This is a genomic window from Aliarcobacter sp. (genome assembly GCF_041672065.1).
In the GTDB taxonomy this organism is placed as follows: Bacteria; Campylobacterota; Campylobacteria; order Campylobacterales; family Arcobacteraceae; genus Aliarcobacter; species Aliarcobacter skirrowii.
Map to the genome: position 1 here is coordinate 40,987 of NZ_JBAZAH010000002.1, position 18,146 is coordinate 59,132.

Annotated in this window: 19 protein-coding genes and 1 pseudogene; 14 read left to right on the plus strand and 6 right to left on the minus strand. The window is 27.1% G+C overall.

The genetic code is table 11. The annotated features are described in order from the left end of the window. Window positions 1-2 precede the first annotated feature (2 nt). Genes WC168_RS00615 through folP form a run of 3 tightly spaced genes read left to right on the plus strand, consistent with a single transcriptional unit; the run spans window position 3 to window position 2,317 of the window. Window positions 3-554 (plus strand): HobA family DNA replication regulator, encoded by a 552-nt coding sequence (locus WC168_RS00615; RefSeq protein WP_066351279.1) that lies wholly within the window; start codon window positions 3-5, stop codon window positions 552-554. 3 nt (window positions 555-557) lie between these two features. Beyond that, window positions 558-1,181, plus strand: coding sequence for a DNA polymerase III subunit delta' (locus WC168_RS00620; protein ID WP_228137898.1), 624 nt, complete (start codon window positions 558-560; stop codon window positions 1,179-1,181). Then, a complete protein-coding gene (gene folP, locus WC168_RS00625; RefSeq protein ID WP_279134857.1) occupies window positions 1,178-2,317 on the plus strand; it encodes a dihydropteroate synthase in 1,140 nt (379 codons plus the stop codon). The genes WC168_RS00620 and folP overlap by 4 nt, the downstream gene beginning before the upstream one ends. A 21-nt stretch (window positions 2,318-2,338) precedes the next feature. Here the strand turns inward: folP and WC168_RS00630 are convergent. The 4 genes and pseudogenes from WC168_RS00630 to WC168_RS00645 form a co-directional block, all read right to left on the minus strand. Next, a pseudogene (locus tag WC168_RS00630) lies at window positions 2,339-2,797 on the minus strand (DUF3833 domain-containing protein); the annotation flags it as partial. A gap of 73 nt (window positions 2,798-2,870) precedes the next feature. Continuing rightward, window positions 2,871-3,353, minus strand: coding sequence for a glutathione peroxidase (locus tag WC168_RS00635; RefSeq protein ID WP_279134899.1), 483 nt, complete (start codon window positions 3,351-3,353; stop codon window positions 2,871-2,873). Between the two features lie 60 nt (window positions 3,354-3,413). Further along, a complete protein-coding gene (locus WC168_RS00640) occupies window positions 3,414-3,539 on the minus strand; it encodes a hypothetical protein (RefSeq protein ID WP_257122393.1) in 126 nt (41 codons plus the stop codon). A gap of 2 nt (window positions 3,540-3,541) precedes the next feature. Then, window positions 3,542-4,372 (minus strand): prephenate dehydrogenase, encoded by an 831-nt coding sequence (locus WC168_RS00645; protein WP_066351293.1) that lies wholly within the window; start codon window positions 4,370-4,372, stop codon window positions 3,542-3,544. Window positions 4,373-4,477: 105 nt separating this feature from the next. On the opposite strand from WC168_RS00645, the gene bamA reads away from it, so the two are divergent. The 6 genes from bamA to WC168_RS00675 all read left to right on the plus strand — a co-directional run bounded on the left by bamA (window position 4,478) and on the right by WC168_RS00675 (window position 12,307). Beyond that, window positions 4,478-6,718, plus strand: a complete 2,241-nt coding sequence (bamA, locus tag WC168_RS00650) for an outer membrane protein assembly factor BamA (protein WP_372616966.1) — start codon at window positions 4,478-4,480, stop codon at window positions 6,716-6,718. A 1-nt stretch (window position 6,719) separates the two neighbouring features. After that, window positions 6,720-7,781, plus strand: a complete 1,062-nt coding sequence (locus WC168_RS00655) for a dehypoxanthine futalosine cyclase (RefSeq protein ID WP_066351297.1) — start codon at window positions 6,720-6,722, stop codon at window positions 7,779-7,781. Between the two features lie 61 nt (window positions 7,782-7,842). Then, window positions 7,843-9,081 (plus strand): M16 family metallopeptidase, encoded by a 1,239-nt coding sequence (locus tag WC168_RS00660; protein ID WP_372616968.1) that lies wholly within the window; start codon window positions 7,843-7,845, stop codon window positions 9,079-9,081. 4 nt (window positions 9,082-9,085) lie between these two features. Continuing rightward, entirely contained in the window at window positions 9,086-10,387 is a 1,302-nt protein-coding gene (gene gltX / locus WC168_RS00665) for a glutamate--tRNA ligase (protein ID WP_115588356.1), read from the plus strand. Next, on the plus strand, window positions 10,384-10,659 hold the full coding sequence (locus WC168_RS00670) for a YggT family protein (RefSeq protein ID WP_372616970.1): 276 nt from the start codon (window positions 10,384-10,386) through the stop codon (window positions 10,657-10,659). Before gltX ends, WC168_RS00670 begins: the two co-directional genes overlap by 4 nt. A gap of 1 nt (window position 10,660) precedes the next feature. Further along, window positions 10,661-12,307 carry a lytic transglycosylase domain-containing protein gene (locus WC168_RS00675; RefSeq protein WP_066351306.1) on the plus strand — a complete coding sequence of 549 codons (1,647 nt, stop codon included), beginning with the start codon at window positions 10,661-10,663 and terminating at the stop codon, window positions 12,305-12,307. Here WC168_RS00675 and WC168_RS00680 read toward each other — a convergent pair. Beyond that, window positions 12,276-12,752: a hypothetical protein gene (locus WC168_RS00680; RefSeq protein WP_066161286.1), complete on the minus strand. Its 477-nt coding sequence runs from the start codon at window positions 12,750-12,752 to the stop codon at window positions 12,276-12,278. The genes WC168_RS00675 and WC168_RS00680 overlap by 32 nt on opposite strands. Before the next feature lie 87 nt (window positions 12,753-12,839). On the opposite strand from WC168_RS00680, the gene mobB reads away from it, so the two are divergent. From mobB to WC168_RS00705, 5 genes are read left to right on the plus strand one after another with little or no spacing between them, the layout of a single operon-like run. Continuing rightward, window positions 12,840-13,337 (plus strand): molybdopterin-guanine dinucleotide biosynthesis protein B, encoded by a 498-nt coding sequence (mobB, locus tag WC168_RS00685; RefSeq protein WP_372616973.1) that lies wholly within the window; start codon window positions 12,840-12,842, stop codon window positions 13,335-13,337. Continuing rightward, window positions 13,338-14,180, plus strand: coding sequence for a class 1 fructose-bisphosphatase (locus tag WC168_RS00690; protein WP_066408538.1), 843 nt, complete (start codon window positions 13,338-13,340; stop codon window positions 14,178-14,180). It abuts the gene before it with no gap. Continuing rightward, window positions 14,173-14,373 carry a hypothetical protein gene (locus WC168_RS00695; RefSeq protein WP_066161298.1) on the plus strand — a complete coding sequence of 67 codons (201 nt, stop codon included), beginning with the start codon at window positions 14,173-14,175 and terminating at the stop codon, window positions 14,371-14,373. Before WC168_RS00690 ends, WC168_RS00695 begins: the two co-directional genes overlap by 8 nt. Before the next feature lie 13 nt (window positions 14,374-14,386). After that, a complete protein-coding gene (metG, locus tag WC168_RS00700) occupies window positions 14,387-16,354 on the plus strand; it encodes a methionine--tRNA ligase (protein WP_372616975.1) in 1,968 nt (655 codons plus the stop codon). Next, window positions 16,354-17,358 carry a peptidoglycan synthetase gene (locus WC168_RS00705; protein WP_372616977.1) on the plus strand — a complete coding sequence of 335 codons (1,005 nt, stop codon included), beginning with the start codon at window positions 16,354-16,356 and terminating at the stop codon, window positions 17,356-17,358. The genes metG and WC168_RS00705 overlap by 1 nt, the downstream gene beginning before the upstream one ends. Here WC168_RS00705 and WC168_RS00710 read toward each other — a convergent pair. Beyond that, the gene (locus WC168_RS00710; RefSeq protein ID WP_066161291.1) at window positions 17,355-18,011 is read right to left on the minus strand and encodes a helix-turn-helix transcriptional regulator; all 657 of its coding nucleotides are present in this window, start codon (window positions 18,009-18,011) and stop codon (window positions 17,355-17,357) included. The genes WC168_RS00705 and WC168_RS00710 overlap by 4 nt on opposite strands. Window positions 18,012-18,146: the final 135 nt, after the last annotated feature.

An 18,146-nucleotide genomic window follows, 5' to 3' on the forward strand; every position in this document is an offset into this window, starting at 1 on the left:
AAGTGCAAGAGTTTTTAAACTGGACAGTTGATACAATAAGGCAAGATAAAATAATCTCGCCTTGGCTAGAGGAGAAAAAATTTGAATGGACTCCTTTGGTGTCAAAAAATATTATAAACGTACTGGATAAAAACTTCTCTGTATTAATTATCACAGATAGCGATAGAGAGTGGTTTTTAAACTACATTTTATCAAATATAAATCTAACAAAATATAATAGACCTTTTTTGCCATACTATGATTTTAGAGCATTTTTTAAAAATATAAATAGTATTCGTTCAGAAGAGGATATTTCAAATATAAAAGATATGTTAAAAATATCTTTTCCAAATGGCTACTGTTTTTGGTATATTGGCAAAAGTCAAGATCCAAGGGCAACTTTAGCAAAAGTTACAAAGAGTTCTTTTTTGTGGATATTTGATGAAGAGAGACAAGGTGCAATAAATCTAAAATCAAATGATGAGGAGCTTGATATAAAACTTCTTCAGATGTTTAGATTATATAATAAAACAATTAGTGCAGCACTTTTTGCACAAATAAATGTAGAGAATTAAATTTTGCATCCGCTACAAAGATCCTCTATTTTAGTTGTAAATAGTATAGATACATCTCTTGAGGAGATATTGGCTTTTTATCCAAGCCACTTTACAAGAGTTATAAAAAATAGTGAAAAAAATGAGTTTCAAATAGTTGATGCTCAAAATGCAATAAAAGAGGCATATATTGCTACAAATGAGACAAAATATATATTTTTATGTGGAGCAACATTTAGAAGTGAAGCTCAAAATGCTTTATTGAAAGTTTTAGAAGAACCACCTTTAAATATTGTTTTTATTATTCTTGTAGAATCAAAAAGTTCAATATTACCTACAATTCACTCAAGACTTTTATATAAAAATCTAAAACAATCTGTTTTGGAAGAGGATATAGATTTAGATTTAAAATATTTGGATTTAAAAACTCTTTATAATTTTGTTAAAGAGAATCAAAGAATTTCAAAAGATGAAGCTATAAAACTTGTTGGAAAGCTAGTGTTGAAAATAAACAAAGATAAAATTAGTTTAAACGAAGATGAGCTAGAGAGTTTTTCAAAAGCAATAACTCTTTTAAATTTAAACTCAAGACCAGCTCCAATTTTAGCATATCTACTACTTACAATTTTAGAAAAAGAGAGACAATGAAAGCTTATAAACTATCTTTAAATGATATTAATAAATTTTTAGAAAATCTACAATGTGATAGTGGTGGCATTAAGATTATGTCAAAAAAAGCTAAAGTGCACACACTATTTATAAAAAATTTACATGTTGGAGCTGCAAATATTTTAAAACAAGATGCCTTATCTATTGGTGCTGATTTAGCAGTTCCAAGAGGAGTTGTAATTGCAAAAGAAAAATATGTTGATGCTCTTTTAATAGGAACTACAAAACATTTTGAAACACTTGCAAGAAAAGAGTTAGCACAACCTTTTGGATTGAAAGAGTTAGCAAAAGTTTTAAAAGATTTTGTAAAAGAGCAAAAATACTCTACAAAAATCATGGGTGTTTTAAATGCAAATGAAGACTCATTTTTTAAAAATAGTAGATTTGATAACTCTCAAGCATCTTTTAAAATTGAAAAAATGATTGAAGATGGTGCAAATATAATTGATATTGGGGCAGTTTCAAGCCGTCCTGGAAGTTTACCTGTAAGTTCTGACGAAGAGTTAAATAGAATCAAAGATATTGTTCAAACAATATATAAAAATAGATATTTTGAAAAAGTTGATTTCTCTATTGACTCTTATGAACCAAAAGTAATAGAGTATGTTTTAGATCATGGATTTAAAATAGTAAATGATATTACAGGTTTAGAAAATGATGAAGTTTGTAAACTTACTGCAAAATACAGTGCACAAGCAGTTATTATGCATATGCAAAATAATCAAACAAATATGCAAGAAGATCCTTTTTATGAAGATGTAATAGTTGAAATTGATGACTTTTTTAAACAAAGAGTTGAAAAAGCAAAAAGTTTTGGAGTTGAGGATATAGTTTTAGATGTTGGAATTGGTTTTGGAAAAACTTTAAAGCACAACCTACTTTTACTAAAAAATTTAGAACATTTTAAACATTTTGGATATGAACTTTTAATTGGAGCTAGTAGAAAATCTATGATAAATATGATAACTCCAACAGAAGTTTCAGACAGACTCCCAGGAACTTTATCAATTCATTTAGAATCTCTTAGAAATGGTGCATCTATTATTAGATGTCACGATGTTAAAGAGCATTTTCAAGCAATTAAAGTTTTTGAAGCAATACAGAATATTAATTAAATTCTATATCGCTTCTAGTTTTTACTCTTTAATTATTGTAATTACCAACTCTCCAACCACAAATCCAAATTTTTTCATTTTTGAGTGATTAATAATTACACCATCATCTTGTAGATGAAGCCAATCTTGAACACTTAAATCAATAGTTGAGCTTTTATATGGAGTTCTCATAACATAATCAATCATAACTGTATTTCCATTTGCAATCATAGAGCTTTCTCCTACTATATCATTAGCAGTTGCTATAAATTTTTTATTTTCAATTGGTTTTAGAGTCCAAACTCTTTTCATCTCTTCACCATCATCATAAACAAAGAATTCATCTAAAGTTCCAATACCATTTTTATCCCAAGAACCAATCATCTCTCCTTTGAAACTTCTAATAATCTTTCCACTTCTATCTTTTACGATTCCATAAGCTCTTAATTTTCCATTAAAATACTCTTGAGGAATAAACTCTGGTTTTGTATTGTTAAAAGCTTCAAATCTGTTTTGTTTTCACTTTTTAAGTTCAAAAAATCTTTTGAATTTTCAATATCTCTTGAGCTTGCAACTACTTTAAAACCATTTTTTTAATATCTTTTTCAATATCACTTGTTTTTGTACTAGGAGCATATCTTTTTACCACTTTACCATTTTTATCAACTAAAAATTTTGTAAAATTCCATTTTATAGCCTCTGTTCCTAAAACTCCTTTTGAACTCTCTTTTAAAAATTTATATAAATCATGAGTATTCTCTCCATTTACATCAATTTTACTAAACATTTCAAACTCTACACCATAAGTTAATGAGCAAAACTCTTTAATCTGCTCTTCTGTTCCTGGTTCTTGTGATAAAAACTGATTACAAGGAAAACCTAAAACTGATAATCCTCTATCAAAATATTTTTTATGTAACTCCTCTAAACCCTCATATTGGTTTGTAAAACCACATTTACTAGCAACATTTACAATTAACATTACTCTATTTTCATACTTTTTCATAGTAAAAACTTTACCATCTATATCTTTTACTTCAATATCATATATACTCATATTTTCATCTCCTAATAAAGTTGTTATAAACAAAAAAAGTCCCAAAATAAATCTCATATCTTAATCCAATAGCTCCACTTTTGTATGTTTTGGAGTTATTAGTTTAATATTATTTGTATCAAGATGAAAATCAAATAGCTCTTTTGCACTACAATCTATTAAAGTAGTTTTTTCAAATGTTTGCATATTTATAGTATCTCATGTAAAGTGTTTGCTTTTTTCATCCACTCTTCAAGCTCTTCATAATCTTCATTTTCAATCATTTTTTTAGCACAAGATAGTTGATTTTCAAAAGATTTTATAGATTCAAGAAGGTTTTGTCTATTTTGTTTAAATATATCCTTCCACATTATTGGACTTGATTTTGCAATTCTACTCATATCTTTAAATCCACCAGCTGCAAGAGCAATTATCTCTTTTGGATTTTGATGACTCATTACTGTATTTGCAAGAGAAAAAGAGATAATATGAGGTAGATGTGATATGTAACAAGCATTTATATCGTGTTCATGGCTATCCATAACCACAATTCTCATACCAATTTCTTGAAAAATCTTAAATGCTCTATTTACATGTTTATTTGCATTTGCCTCTAAATCACAAAAAACTACAGTTTTTCCTTCATATAGGTTATCAATTGCAGCTTTTGGTCCAGATTTTTCAGTTCCAGTCATTGGATGTGCTGCTATAAAATTCTCTCTTATTTGTGGTGGTATATTTTTTATAATATACTCTTTTGTTGAACCCATATCAATAATTGTTGTATCTTTTTTTATATCAATAAAGCTTGGAAACATAGATATAATTGCATCTACTGGAATTGATAAAATTATTACATCACAAATATCTTTTAAAGTATTTAAATCAACCAATTCATCAACAAGCCCTAGCTCTTCTATCTCTTTTCTGTTTTTTTGGCTATTTGTAAAACCATATACTTTTGATGCAATACCATATCTTTTTACAGCTTTTGCAAAAGATCCACCCATAAGTCCTAATCCAATAATTCCAATCTTCAAAATCTATATCCTTATATTTCTTTAAATAGAGCAAATTATACCCTACTTTAGATTTATGTAAACAATATTTGGATATATTATTGCTTTATTTTTTAAAGGATTTTTTTGAAAAGATATCTATTTTTATTTGGATTAAGTCTTGGGTTTATTGAAGCTGAAGTAGTAAAATCTATTGAGTATGAAGGTGTTAGCAGATTATCACAACAAAGTTTAAATGAAACAGTTGATATTAAAGCTGGTGATAAGCTTGACGAAAAAAAGTTAAATATTGCTTTAAAAAAACTTTTTAGTTTTGACTATTTTGATGATATTTATATAGAGGATAAAGATGGTGATATTAAATTTGTTTTCAAAGAGAAACCATCTATTGCTAAAGTTGATATAAAAGGTTATAAAACAAGAAGTGAAGAGAAAGATGCAATAATTAAATTAATTAAACTAAACAAAGGTTCAATGTATAGCGAAAAAAAGATAGACGAGGCAAAAAAAACACTTTTATCTATTCTTGAATCTGAAGGTTTTATAAACTCTGTTGTTGAAGTTGATATAGAGAAATTAAATGAAGAGTCACTAAGCATTATAATCAATGTAAATAAAGGTGATGAGATAATTATTAAAGATGCAAACTACTATGGTGCAAAACAACTAACTCAAGAGGAGTTTAACACTGTAACTGCAAATAAAGAGAAACAGTGGGCTTCTTGGTGGTTTGGAAGAAGTAGTGGTGAACTTAAAATTGATCAACTAAAGTATGACTCAAGAAGAATGAATGATTTATATTTTGAAAGAGGTTTTTTAGATGCAATAGTTCAAGAGCCATATATGAGTATAGATTTTGCATCAAATCAAGCAAATATGAACTTTTTTATAACTGAAGGTGAGCCATATACTACAAGTGATATTAAAATATTTATAGACTCAACTATTGTTGATCCAGAAGATTTATATAAAAATTTAAGATTAAAAAAAGAGAAGATATTTAATATCGCTCAACTAAGAAGAGATCAAGAGTATATTAGAACCAAAGTTGCAGATAAGGGTTATGCCTATGCTGAAGTTTTATTTGATCTAAAAAAAGATGAAATTACTCATAGAGTTGATGTAATTTTTAATGTAATTCCAGGTAAAAAAGTTTATATAAATGATGTTAAAATTTCAGGAAACACAAGAACTCTTGATAGAGTTATTAGAAGAAATGTACTATTAGCACCCACTGAATTATATAGTTTAACAGATATAAATGACTCTAAAAATAGATTAAGAAGAACAGGCTTTTTTGAAGATGTAATTTTAGAAGAGAAAAGAGTTAGTGAAGATAAAATGGACTTAATTGTAAAAGTTGTAGAAGCACCAACGGGAAGCTTAATGCTTGGTGGTGGATATGGCTCTTATGATAAATTTATGATAAATGGTTCAATTAGTGATTCAAATATATTTGGAAGTGGATTAAGACTTGCTTTAAGTGCTGATTTATCAAGTAGATCTAGTGTTTATGATTTAAGTTTAAGTAATCCATCTATTAATGATAGTGACTACAATGGACAAATCTCTATTTATAGAAAAGATTATGAGATTAGAAAATCAAGATATGATGAAGATTTAAAATCAACTGGTTTGTCTTTGGGTCTTGGTAAAGAGGTTGTTAGAAATACTTATGTGGGAGCTACTTATAGTTTAGATTTTATAAAAGAGAGCTATACAAATTATGATAGTAGCGTTCCAAAAGATAGAAGATTTCAAGATGCTGATTATATAAATAGTTCAATTACTCCTTATATAAACTTTGATAATACAAACGACTACTACTTTCCAACACAAGGATTTAGAGCCAATGCTTCTGTTGAGTATGCTGGAATTGGTGGAGATTCAAAATATGTAAAACCAAGTACAATTATAAGATACTACTACTCTTTGGAAGATTTAACTGAATTTGATTGGGTAATAAGATTAAAAACTCAAGCTAGAGTTTTAATAGATAACGGTCAAATAAATCAAGGAGACTCTTTATATCTTGGAGGTCCTAGAACTTTAAGAGGATATAAATCTTATGCATTTCCTAAAAATAATGATGGATATAGAGAAGATCCATATACAAAAATGTGGGCAAATAGTGCTGAAATTAGTTTTCCTTTAATAAAGAGTGCAAAAATGAGATGGGGAGCATTTTATGATTATGGAATGATTGGGAAAGATAGTTTTAGTGAAATAAAAAGAGCTGGAACTGGAATTTTACTTGAGTGGATCTCTCCTATGGGACCATTACAGTTAATATTCTCTAAACCACTTATGAAAGAAGAAGGTGATGATACATCATCTTTTGAATTCTCTTTTGGAGCGACTTTTTAATATGAAAATAGATTTTAGTAAAAGATTAACAAACCAAGAGGCACTTTATTTAATTAAAAATGCTCCTCTTTTAGAATTAGCAAAGCTAGCAAGTGCAAAAAAACTTGAACTTCATCCTGAAAAATTAACTACTTTTATAGTTGATAGAAATATAAATTATACAAATGTTTGTTGGGTTGATTGCAAATTTTGTGCATTTTATAGACACAAAAAAGATGATGATAGCTATGTTTTAAAATTTGATGAGATTGATAAAAAAATTGATGAACTATTAGAGATTGGTGGAACTCAAATACTATTTCAAGGTGGAGTTCATCCAAATTTAAAAATTGATTATTATGAAGATTTAGTTGAACATATTAGTAAAAAATATCCTCAAATTACAATTCATGGCTTTTCATCTATTGAGATTGATTTTATAGCAAGAGTTTCAAAAATATCAAAACTTGAGGTCTTAAAAAGACTTCAAGCAAAAGGCTTAAGCTCTGTTCCAGGAGCTGGAGCTGAGATTTTAAGCGATAGAGTAAGAGATATTATTGCACCTAAGAAACTTGATACTGCTGAATGGCTAAAAGTTCATGAAGATGCGCACTCTATTGGAATGAAAACAACTGCAACTATGATGTTTGGAACAGTTGAAACAGATGAAGAGATAGTTGAACATTTTGAACATATTAGAAAACTTCAAGATAAAACAGGTGGATTTAGAGCATTTATTATGTGGAGTTTTCAAGGAGAAAATACAAAACTTTTAGAAGAGTATCCAGATATAAAACCTCAATCTCCAAATAGATACTTAAGACTTCTAGCAGTTGCTAGATTATATTTGGATAACTTTAAAAATCTTCAAAGCTCTTGGGTTACACAAGGCTCATATATTGGTCAAATGGCACTAAAGTTTGGTGCAAATGATTTAGGAAGCACTATGATGGAAGAGAATGTTGTAAAAGCAGCAGGTGCAGTTAATAGAATGAATCAAGATGAGATGATTAGACTAATCAAAGATATTAAAGAAATACCAGCAAAAAGAGACACGGCATACAATATTTTAGAGAGATTTTAGTACAATGCGAAAATTATTTTTAAGATTTTTTATAATATTTTTAATTTTTCAAGGAACATTAATGGCAGTGATAAAAAAAGATATAAATATAAATGGTGTAACTATACCAGTTATTTTTGAAGAGCAAAAATCTCTTCCTATTTTAAATCTACAACTAATTTTTAAAAATAGTGGTTTTTCAAAAGATAATTCAAATATTGGAGTTGCATATTTATCTTCAAGAGTTTTAAACGAAGGAAGTATGGATTTAAAATCAACAAAATTTGCAGAAGTATTAGATGAAAATGCAATTACTCTTCACAGCTCAATTGGATTTGAAACTTTAGTTTTAGAACTATCTAGTTTAAAAGAGAAAAACGATTTAGCAATAAACTTATTAAGTAAACTTTTAAAAGCTCCAAATTTAACAGCTGAAGCTTTAGAAAAAGTTAAAACTTTAGCTATTGGAAGTTTAAAAAGAAAAGAGAATGATTTTGATGATATGGCAAGTAAAGGCTTAAATGCCCTACTTTACAAAGGAACAGCACTTGCAAATCCAGCTAGTGGAACGCCTGAGTCAATCTCAAAAATAGATTTAAAAGATGTAGAGATTTTTTTAGAAAATAGCTTAACTTTAAACAACTTAACTATAGTTGCAGGTGGAGATATTAGCTTTGAAGAGTTAGAAAAAAAATTAACTCCTATATTAAAAGATTTAAAAGTTGGAAAAAGAGAGCCTAGTTTAAAAATTGATTTTGTTTCAAAAAATCAAAAAGAAGAGATTATAAAAGAGACAGAACAAGCTTATATCTACTTTGGTTCAAACTTTAATGCATCTTCTAAAGATGAAGATAACTATAAAGCAAAAGTAGCTTCATTTATATTGGGTGGAAGTGGTTTTGGAAGCAGACTTATGGAAGAGATAAGAGTAAAAAGAGGTTTAGCATATAGTGCTTACTCATCAATTTCAATAAATAGAGCGTATTCAAGCTTTAATGGTTATTTACAAACAAAAAACGAAAGCTCAAATGAAGCAGTTGAGATAGTTAAATCTTTGGTAAAAGATTTTGTAAAAAATGGTGTTACACAAGATGAGTTGCAAGCTGCTAAAAACTTTTTAAGTGGAAGTGAACCTCTTAGAAGTGAAACTTTAGCTCAAAGATTAAATAGAGCATTTATGCTTGATTTTAGAGGTTTAAGTCTTGATTATCCAAAAATAGAGCTAGAGAAGATACAAAATCTAAAACTAGAGGATTTAAATAATTATATAAAATCTCATAGTGAATTAAATAATTTAACATTTTTTATTGTAAGGAAATAATTTTATGCTAAGATTTGCACCAAGCCCAACAGGAGATATGCATATAGGAAATTTGCGAGTTGCAATATTTAACTATATAGTATCAAAACAAAGAGATGAAGGTTTAATAATTAGAATTGAAGATACTGATAAAGAGAGAAATATTGAGGGAAAAGATAAAGAGATTTTAGAGATTCTAAATCTTTTTTCAATAGAGTATAAATCTGTTTTTTATCAAAGTGACAATCTTAAATATCATCAAAAGATGGCTTTGCAGCTTATGACTCAAAAAAAAGCTTTTGCTTGTTTTTGTAGTGATGAGAAGCTTGAAGAGTTAAAAGAAGAGAGTATTAAAAAAGGTATTCCTTTTAGATATGATGGATTTTGTGAGAATTTAAGCGATGAGACTGTTTTAAATTTTAATGCACCTTTTACAGTAAGATTAAAAAAACCAGATCATAATATTAAATTTACTGACCTTTTAAAAGGTGATTTTGATTATGCACCATTTGATGTTGATAGTTTTATTATTTTAAGACAAGATAAAACTCCAACTTATAATTATGCTTGTAGTGTTGATGATATGTTAATGGATATAAGTATTGTAATAAGAGGAGAAGACCATGTTTCAAATACTCCAAAACAGATACACATAAGAGACTCTTTGGGATATACAAAAAAAATAGATTATGTACATTTGCCAATCATATTAAATGCAAGCACAGGCAAAAAAATGAGTAAAAGAGATGATGCAAGTAGTGTAAAGTGGCTAATTGAACAAGGTTTCTTACCAAGTGCTATTGCAAACTATCTTGTACTTATAGGAAATAAAACTCCAACAGAGATTTTTACTCTTGAAGAGGCTATTTCTTGGTTTAAAATAGAAAACATCTCAAAAAGTAGTGCTAAATTTGATATTGATAAACTAAGATTTATAAATAGAAAACATTTAGAGATGCTTGATGAGATGAGATTATCAAAAATTTTAGGATTTGCAGATAATGATATAGGAAAATTAGCAAAACTATATTTAGAAGAGACAAGTACAATAAAAGAGATAAAATCAAAACTTGACGATATTTTTAGTCATAAAACTTCACTAGAAGGTTTTGAAAGTGAGTGTCAAAAAATCAAAGATGCATTAAAAGATGCACCATATTTTGAGAATTATGATGATTTAAAAGATTATGTTGTTCAAAAAACAGAACTAAAGGGTAAAAATCTATTTAAACCATTAAGATATATCTTAACAGGTGTTGAAAATGGTCCAAATTTATCAGATATTTACCCATTTATTAAAAACTATTTAGGAGAGATTATAAAATGATAGATGCAATTATTGGCTCATTTTTAACTATATTTTTTACAATTATATTTTTATATAAGTGGATTGTAATTATTTCAGCACTTTTAACATGGGTTAGACCAGACCCTTATAATCCAATAGTTCAAATGCTTTATAGATTAACAGAACCTGTTTATGCAAAAATTAGACAATATATTCCAACAACTTTTGGGGGACTAGACTTAGCACCTTTAATTTTAATTTTTGCATTAATCTTTTTAGAGACTTTTTTACAAAAATTACTACTAGGTTGATATGTCTATAGTATTTAAAATATTTTTAGTTTTTGCTCTATTCTCATCTTTGTTTTCAGCCGATTTTATGGAAAAAGATTTCAAGGTAACTCTTGAGTGGCTTGAAAATAAACCAAAATCAAATGAGAGAGATTTTTTTATAGTTCAATTTTTAAACTATGATACAACTACAAAAGAGGAAGCACAAAAAGCCTATGATTTAAGAAGAGGTTATAATGCCTCTTTAGAAAAATTATATAATCAAAAATTTGCACAAGAGCTAAATGAAGAGGAAAAATTTTGTAAAAATGCAGATTTTAAAACTTTAATAAAACAAGATAGCTCTTGCATACAGACAGCTTTAGATTCAGTAAATAAACTATTTAAATTATCAAAAAAAGAGTTACACTATTTAATTCCAAAAATTAAAGATGAGAATTTAAAAGAGAATCTTCAAATATTGGCTTCAAAAAATATTTTTAAAGAGCTTTCGGTTAATAAACATAATAAATTTATAGAGTTTTTCTTTGCAACAAATGGTCAAGATAGACTTAAATATTTTAATAGAAAATTAACCAAAGAACTTTTAGAAAATATTGTTTTAGATAGAGATTTTGATAAATTTTTAAGAGTTGTAATTTTCAATAACGAATATAAAAATATCCAAAAATCACTTTATATTTTAAATCAAAACCAAAATCTTACAGCATATAACTCATTTTTACTTGGAATTAATGAGGTAAATCATAATAATAGTAAACTTGCAAACAATTTTTTTAAAATATCATATAAAAAATCATTTTTAAGAAGTCAAAAAGATAATGCCCTATTTTGGCTCTATTTAACAAGTGATGATAAAAATTATTTAGAAGAGTTGGCAAATAGTTATGATACAAATCTATACTCTTTGTATGCAAAAGAGATTTTAAATAAATATCCAACAAATATTATATATTCATTAGATACAAATAAAAATAGTTCTAGTTTTAATATTTATGATAGTTTTGCTTGGTTTGATATTAATAATGATGTAAGATCTGAGTTAAATGAAGAGAAACTTGCAAAATATTATGATATTTTAGATACAAAAGAGACAAAAACTCACCTTGCATATATTTTAGAAAGATATGATAACTTTAAAACTCAATATTTTTTAACTCCATATAGAGATATTATAAAAGAGCAAGGAATTTTTAAAGAGCTTTTAATTTATGCAATAGCAAGACAAGAGAGTCGTTTTATTCCATCTGCTATTTCAGTTGCTGGAGCTCAAGGAATTATGCAAATAATGCCATTTTTATCTGAAGATATTGCAAGAAGATTAAAAGAACCATACAATATTTACGAACAATTTATTCCAGAAAAAAATTTAAAATATGCTAGTTTTCATCTAGATAATTTAATAAAACAGTTTGACAGCAACCCTTTATTTGTGGCATATGCATACAATGGAGGAGCTGGATATACAAAAAATCAACTAAAAAAAGGTCTTTTTACAAAAACAAATAAGTATGAGCCATTTTTAAGTATGGAGATGATTTCATATCAAGAGACAAAAGAGTATGGAAAAAGAGTTTTAGCAAACTTTTATATATACAATAACTACTTAAATAGTGAAAATAAAATTTCACTATCAACTATTTTTCAAAATTTAAAACAGCCTCAGTAGTTTTTGGTTTTAAAACTAATTTTAGTTTTGAAACTTCCTCTTTGTTATTAAAAGAGATTAAAAAATATTGCCCCCAAGAGTTTTTTAACATAAACTCATCATATTTTTTACCATCCTTATCTAAAAGCTCAACACTTTTTGGAGTTTGTCCATTTAATAAAACTTCATAACCATTTTTTCTATAATCTTGCTCTTCAAGAGCTGTAAAATATGTATAAACCAAAAAAATATCTTCACTGTCATCTATCTTTTCATCAACTTTATTTAGATGAGTTGCCATAAATATAATTTCAACTTCATTTCTTAAAACAATATCAGATTTTTTTGTATTTTTAATTGCATTTATCTCATTTTCACTCTTGTCAAAAAACCTCAATGCACTATTTTTTTCACCACAAGCTACAAAAACAAATGGGATTATAAATATAAGTAGACTTTTTTTCATAATTTTTCCTATTTTTTAAAGCAAAGATTATACATTATAATCACTTTAAAATATATTTTTAACAATCATTTAGATAAAATTGCTTTCATGAATAAAAAAAGATTAGTAGTAGCATTTTCAGGTCCATCAAATAGTGGTAAAACAACAGCTATTGTTAAAGTTGCAAGTATTTTGCAGGATAGTAATTTTAAGGTGTGTATTATAAAACACGACCCAAAAGATAAAGCGATGTTTGATAGAGAGGGTAAAGACTCATTTAAATTCTCTCAAACAGGTGCAAATGTTGCAGTTGTTAGTCCAAATAAAACAACTATTTTTAAAAAAGAGAGTTCAACTATAGATGAACTAATAGATATTTTTGAAGATTTTGACTATCTTTTGGTTGAGGGTTTAAAAACTTTGGAACTTCCTAGAATCTCTGTTTTTAGAAATAGTCTTGATGAGAGTTATTTTAATGTTTCAAATGCAATTGCTATTGATGAAACTATAAATAAAAATAATATTCCAAAAAGTCTTGATATTTTAGATTTAAACAAACCTCAAGAGATAATAAACTGGATAGATAAAAATGCAAAAAGGGTTTAGATGCAAGAGATAATTAAAGCTATACAAGAGGCTTCTATAAAAATAAAATATTTAATAGAGACAGGAGATACAGGAAAATCTCAAAGCGAAAATAGCACAGGAGATGTTCAATTAAAACTTGATATTCAAAGTGATCAGATAATTGAAGAGATTTTCTCAAAAGTTCCAAATATTAAAGCAATTGTCAGTGAAGAGCAAGATGAGATTTTAAACTTAAATAAAGATGGAGAGTATCTAATAGCCTATGATCCACTTGATGGTTCATCATTGGTTGATGTAAATTTAAGTGTTGGTTCTATTTATGGTATTTATAAAAATGAGTTCAATGCAAAAAATATAGTTGCTTCTGTTTATGTAGTTTTTGGTCCAAGAGTTGAGATGGTTGTAACTACAAATGATGTTAAAATGTACAGACTTTTAAATGGTGAGTTTAAATTTATTCAAAATATTAAACTCAATGAAAAAGGAAAACTTAATGCTCCTGGTTCTACTCAAAACTGCTGGGCACCATTTCATAAACAGTTAATTGATGATATTTTTAATGATGGATATAGATTAAGATATAGTGGTGGTATGGTTCCTGATCTTCACCAAATTTTATTAAAAGGTGGAGGACTATTTTCATATCCAGGAACTAGTGATAAACCAAAAGGAAAATTAAGACAACTATTTGAAGTTTTCCCATTTGCTCTTGTGTATGAAAAAGCTGGAGGAGCTGCTGTTGATGGATATAAAAGAGTTTTAGAAGTTGAAACTTCTCATATTCACGATACAACTCCTTGCTTTTTTGGTTCAAAAAATGAGATAAATAGAGTTTTAGAAGTTTATGGAAAAAATGTCTGAAGAAAAAATATTGGATATTTGGGAGCAAAGATTAGAGGAAACGCTTCAAGAGCTTAACTCTTGTCAAAATAAAAATGGTTTAAACTCTTGCAAACCTTGTAATGAGTTTTTTGATTGTGAACTTAGAAAAAAGTATGTACTTGCTGTTTATGAGTCTATGAATAAAGGCTCAAGCGGTGGATTTGAATTTTAAAAGAAGGTAAAAAATGCAAAAAGAGTGTAAAAATGTTTATATTACAACTCCAATTTATTATGTAAATGATGTAGCCCATATAGGTCATGCATATACAACAATAATTGCTGATATGTTAGCTAGATATTCAAGATTAGTTGGTCATAACACATATTTACTAACAGGAACTGATGAGCATGGACAAAAGATTGCTCAAAGCGCAGAAGCTAGAGGAAAAACGGCAAAAGAGTATGCTGATGAAGTATCTGGAAAATTTAGAGCGCTTTGGGATGATTTTGATATAACTTACGATAAATTTATTAGAACAACAGATGAAGATCATAAAGCTGGTGTTCAACATGCATTTTTAAAGATGTATGAAAAAGGCGATATTTATAAAGATGAGTATGAAGGTTTTTATTGTGTACCTTGCGAAACTTTTCATACTGAATCAAACCTTGTAGATGAGCAATTCTGTCCAGAGTGTGGAAGAGCTACAATAGTTGTAAAAGAGGAGAGTTACTTTTTTAAGTTATCTAAATATGAAGATAGACTTTTAAAATGGTATGAAGATAATCCTGATTGCATTTTACCAAGAGCAAAGAAAAATGAGATTGTAAACTTTGTAAAAAATGGTTTAAAAGATTTATCAATCTCTAGAACCTCTTTTGATTGGGGAGTTAAGCTACCAATTTCTATGAATGAACCAAAACATGTTATGTATGTTTGGCTTGATGCTTTATTAAACTACACAACAGCTTTAGGTTATGGAACAACTGAAAAAAATATGAATTTTTGGCCTGCAAATATTCACTTAGTTGGAAAAGATATTTTAAGATTCCACGCTATTTATTGGCCAGCATTTTTAATGAGTTTAGAACTTCCTCTACCAAAACATATTGCAGCTCACGGTTGGTGGACTAGAGATGGTGAAAAAATGAGTAAATCAAAAGGAAATGTAGTAAATCCTAAAGAGGTAGCAGATGCTTATGGACTTGATGCATTTAGATATTTCCTTTTAAGAGAGGTTCCATTTGGTCAAGATGGAGATTTTTCACAAAAAGCATTAATTGATAGAATAAACTCTGATTTAGGAAATGATTTAGGAAATTTACTAAATAGAATTATAGGAATGAGTGGAAAATATTTTGACTTTAATGTTAGCTCAAAAGATGTTCTTAAATTTCATAAAAAAGAGATTGATGAGATAAATATTATTATAGATTCACTAGAACAATATATTTATAATATGCAAATAAATAGATATCTTGAAGAGATTTGGAAGATTTTAACTATTGGAAACAAAGCTATAAATGATTATGAACCATGGAATTTAATAAAAGATGGTAAAAATGATGAAGCTATGGCTTTAGTTGCATTAATATCAAATATCATGGCAAAAGCAGCTTTATTATTAGATTGTGTTATGCCTCATAAAATCAAAGATATAGCAACTTGTTTGGGTCTTGAAATATCAACATCAAACTTTAATAAACTAATTGTAAATAAAGATCTTTTAGATGATATTAAAATTACAAAAATAGATGCCCTATTCCCAAGAATAGAGGATGTTAAATTGGCTCAACCAGATGTTTCAGATGTTACTGTTTTACAAAAAGATGAGAGTAAATATGAAGCAAAAGAGGAGTTAGAACCACTAAATTTAGATGGAATAAATCTAATAACAATTGATAAATTTTTTGAAACAACAATAAAAGTTGGAACAATAATTGAAGCGCAAGAGGTTCCAAAATCATCAAAACTTCTACAACTTAAAGTTGATTTAGGTGAAAATCGCCCTAGACAAGTTGTTGCTGGAATTAAAGAGTATTATAGTGCTCAAGAGTTAATAGGAACTCAAGCTTGTGTTGTTGCAAATTTAAAACCTGCAAAATTAATGGGACTTTTAAGTGAAGGTATGTTACTTGCAGCTAAAGATGAGAGTGGTTTAAGTCTTATAAGACCTGAAAAACCTAAAAAAATTGGAACAAAAATAAGCTAGTGAAAATCTCTTCAATAATAGATATAGTAAACGGTGAACTTTTAAATCAAGTTGCTATATCTTCTATTAATAGTATAAAAACAGATGCTTCAAAGGTAAAAACTGCTGATTTATTTATAGCAAAAGATTTTGACTCTATTGAAATTGCAATTGAAAATGGAGCTTATGCTATTATTTTTGAAGATGATTTTAAAGCTATTGATTCTGAAGTTGCATTTATAAAAGTAGATAGTTTAGAACTTGCTATTTTAAAAATATTTAGATTTAAACTTGCAAATAAAAAAGTTGATGCTTTTTTGTGCAATACAATTAGTTATGAACTTTTAAAATCACTATTTGGAAATATGTTTAATAAAAAAGTTTTTATACTTCCAAATAGTTTAGAAAAAATCTTTAAATTTATAGATATTATAGATGATGACAGCATTGTTATTTCAAAAAATGAAAGAGTATTAAACACTATTTTTAGCCAATTTAAGATATTTGAAAAAGATATCGATAAGTTATCTATAAAAAATTTAACTATTCATTCACTATTTGAACTAAGCTTCTCCTATAAAAGTAGATATTTTTCAAGAGTTAAAATTGCAGCTTTATATATAAAAAGCTTAATAAACTGTTTAGAATTTTTTAAAGATATTGATTTAGATTTATCAAAGCTTAGTAATTTTAAAAACTTAAAAGCTCTATTTTTAGATAAAAATCTAAAAGTAATTGAATTTGGAAAAAGTGATACTTTTTTAATTTCTCAAGATGATATATCTTTGGTTGAATATGAGATAAAGTTTATAAAAGAGTATTATAAATATGCAAAAACAATATATATTACTAATAAAAAATTAGATTTTTTAGATGAAAAAGATCAAATTATTATTAAATCAATAGATGAGCTAAAGAGTGTTTTAAATAAAAATATATTTAACTGTGCTTATATAGTTGGTTTTAAAAATAGTGATGTTTTTGATTATTTTTCAAAATCAAAAAACATACCATCTTTGTTTTAGTAAACTTTCCCAAAACTACTAATAACTTTTCCTAAAATTGTTATATCATTTTTATCTAAAATTTGAATTGGATAATCTTTATTATCTGAAATAATATCAAGCTTTCCATCAACTCTTTTCTGAACTCTTTTTACAAAAAGACCATAAGGAGTTGTAAAAGCATATATTCCATCTTTACTAATATCATTTTTTGTTTTATCTATAAAAATAATATTATTTGAGTTTAAAGTTGGCTCCATTGAGTCTCCAACTACATTTATAGCATCTATATTTTTAAGTTTATCCTGCCCACCTAAAATATCTAAAAAATATGTAGGAAGTTCTAAACTTTCAAATGAATCTTCATCATCATAAGCTCCTCCTCCAGCACTTACTCTAATACTTGGATAATATTTAACAAAATATTTATCAGTACTATCTATTAAAGAGTTTGGACTTTGATTATATAAAAGCCAATTAATTGAGATTTTTCTTTTTGCACAAAAATTCAAAATATTTGAATATGGAATTTTTCCTCTATTTTTCATAGTTGCAAAGTTCGCTTGAGTTAAATCTAAAGCTTCAGCTACCTCTTTATCGAAAATCTTTTTACCTTTGCTATCTTCTATAAGTATTGATTTTAATTTTAAAATTATATCTTCTATATTAAACATTTTATTCCTTTTTGAAATGATTTTGACATTATATTACAAAATGTTAGATTTATCAATACACTTTTTTTACAATTTTGTACTTTTGTAACTATATATAAAGCTTAATTTCTATATTATTTCGTTTTAATTTTAATT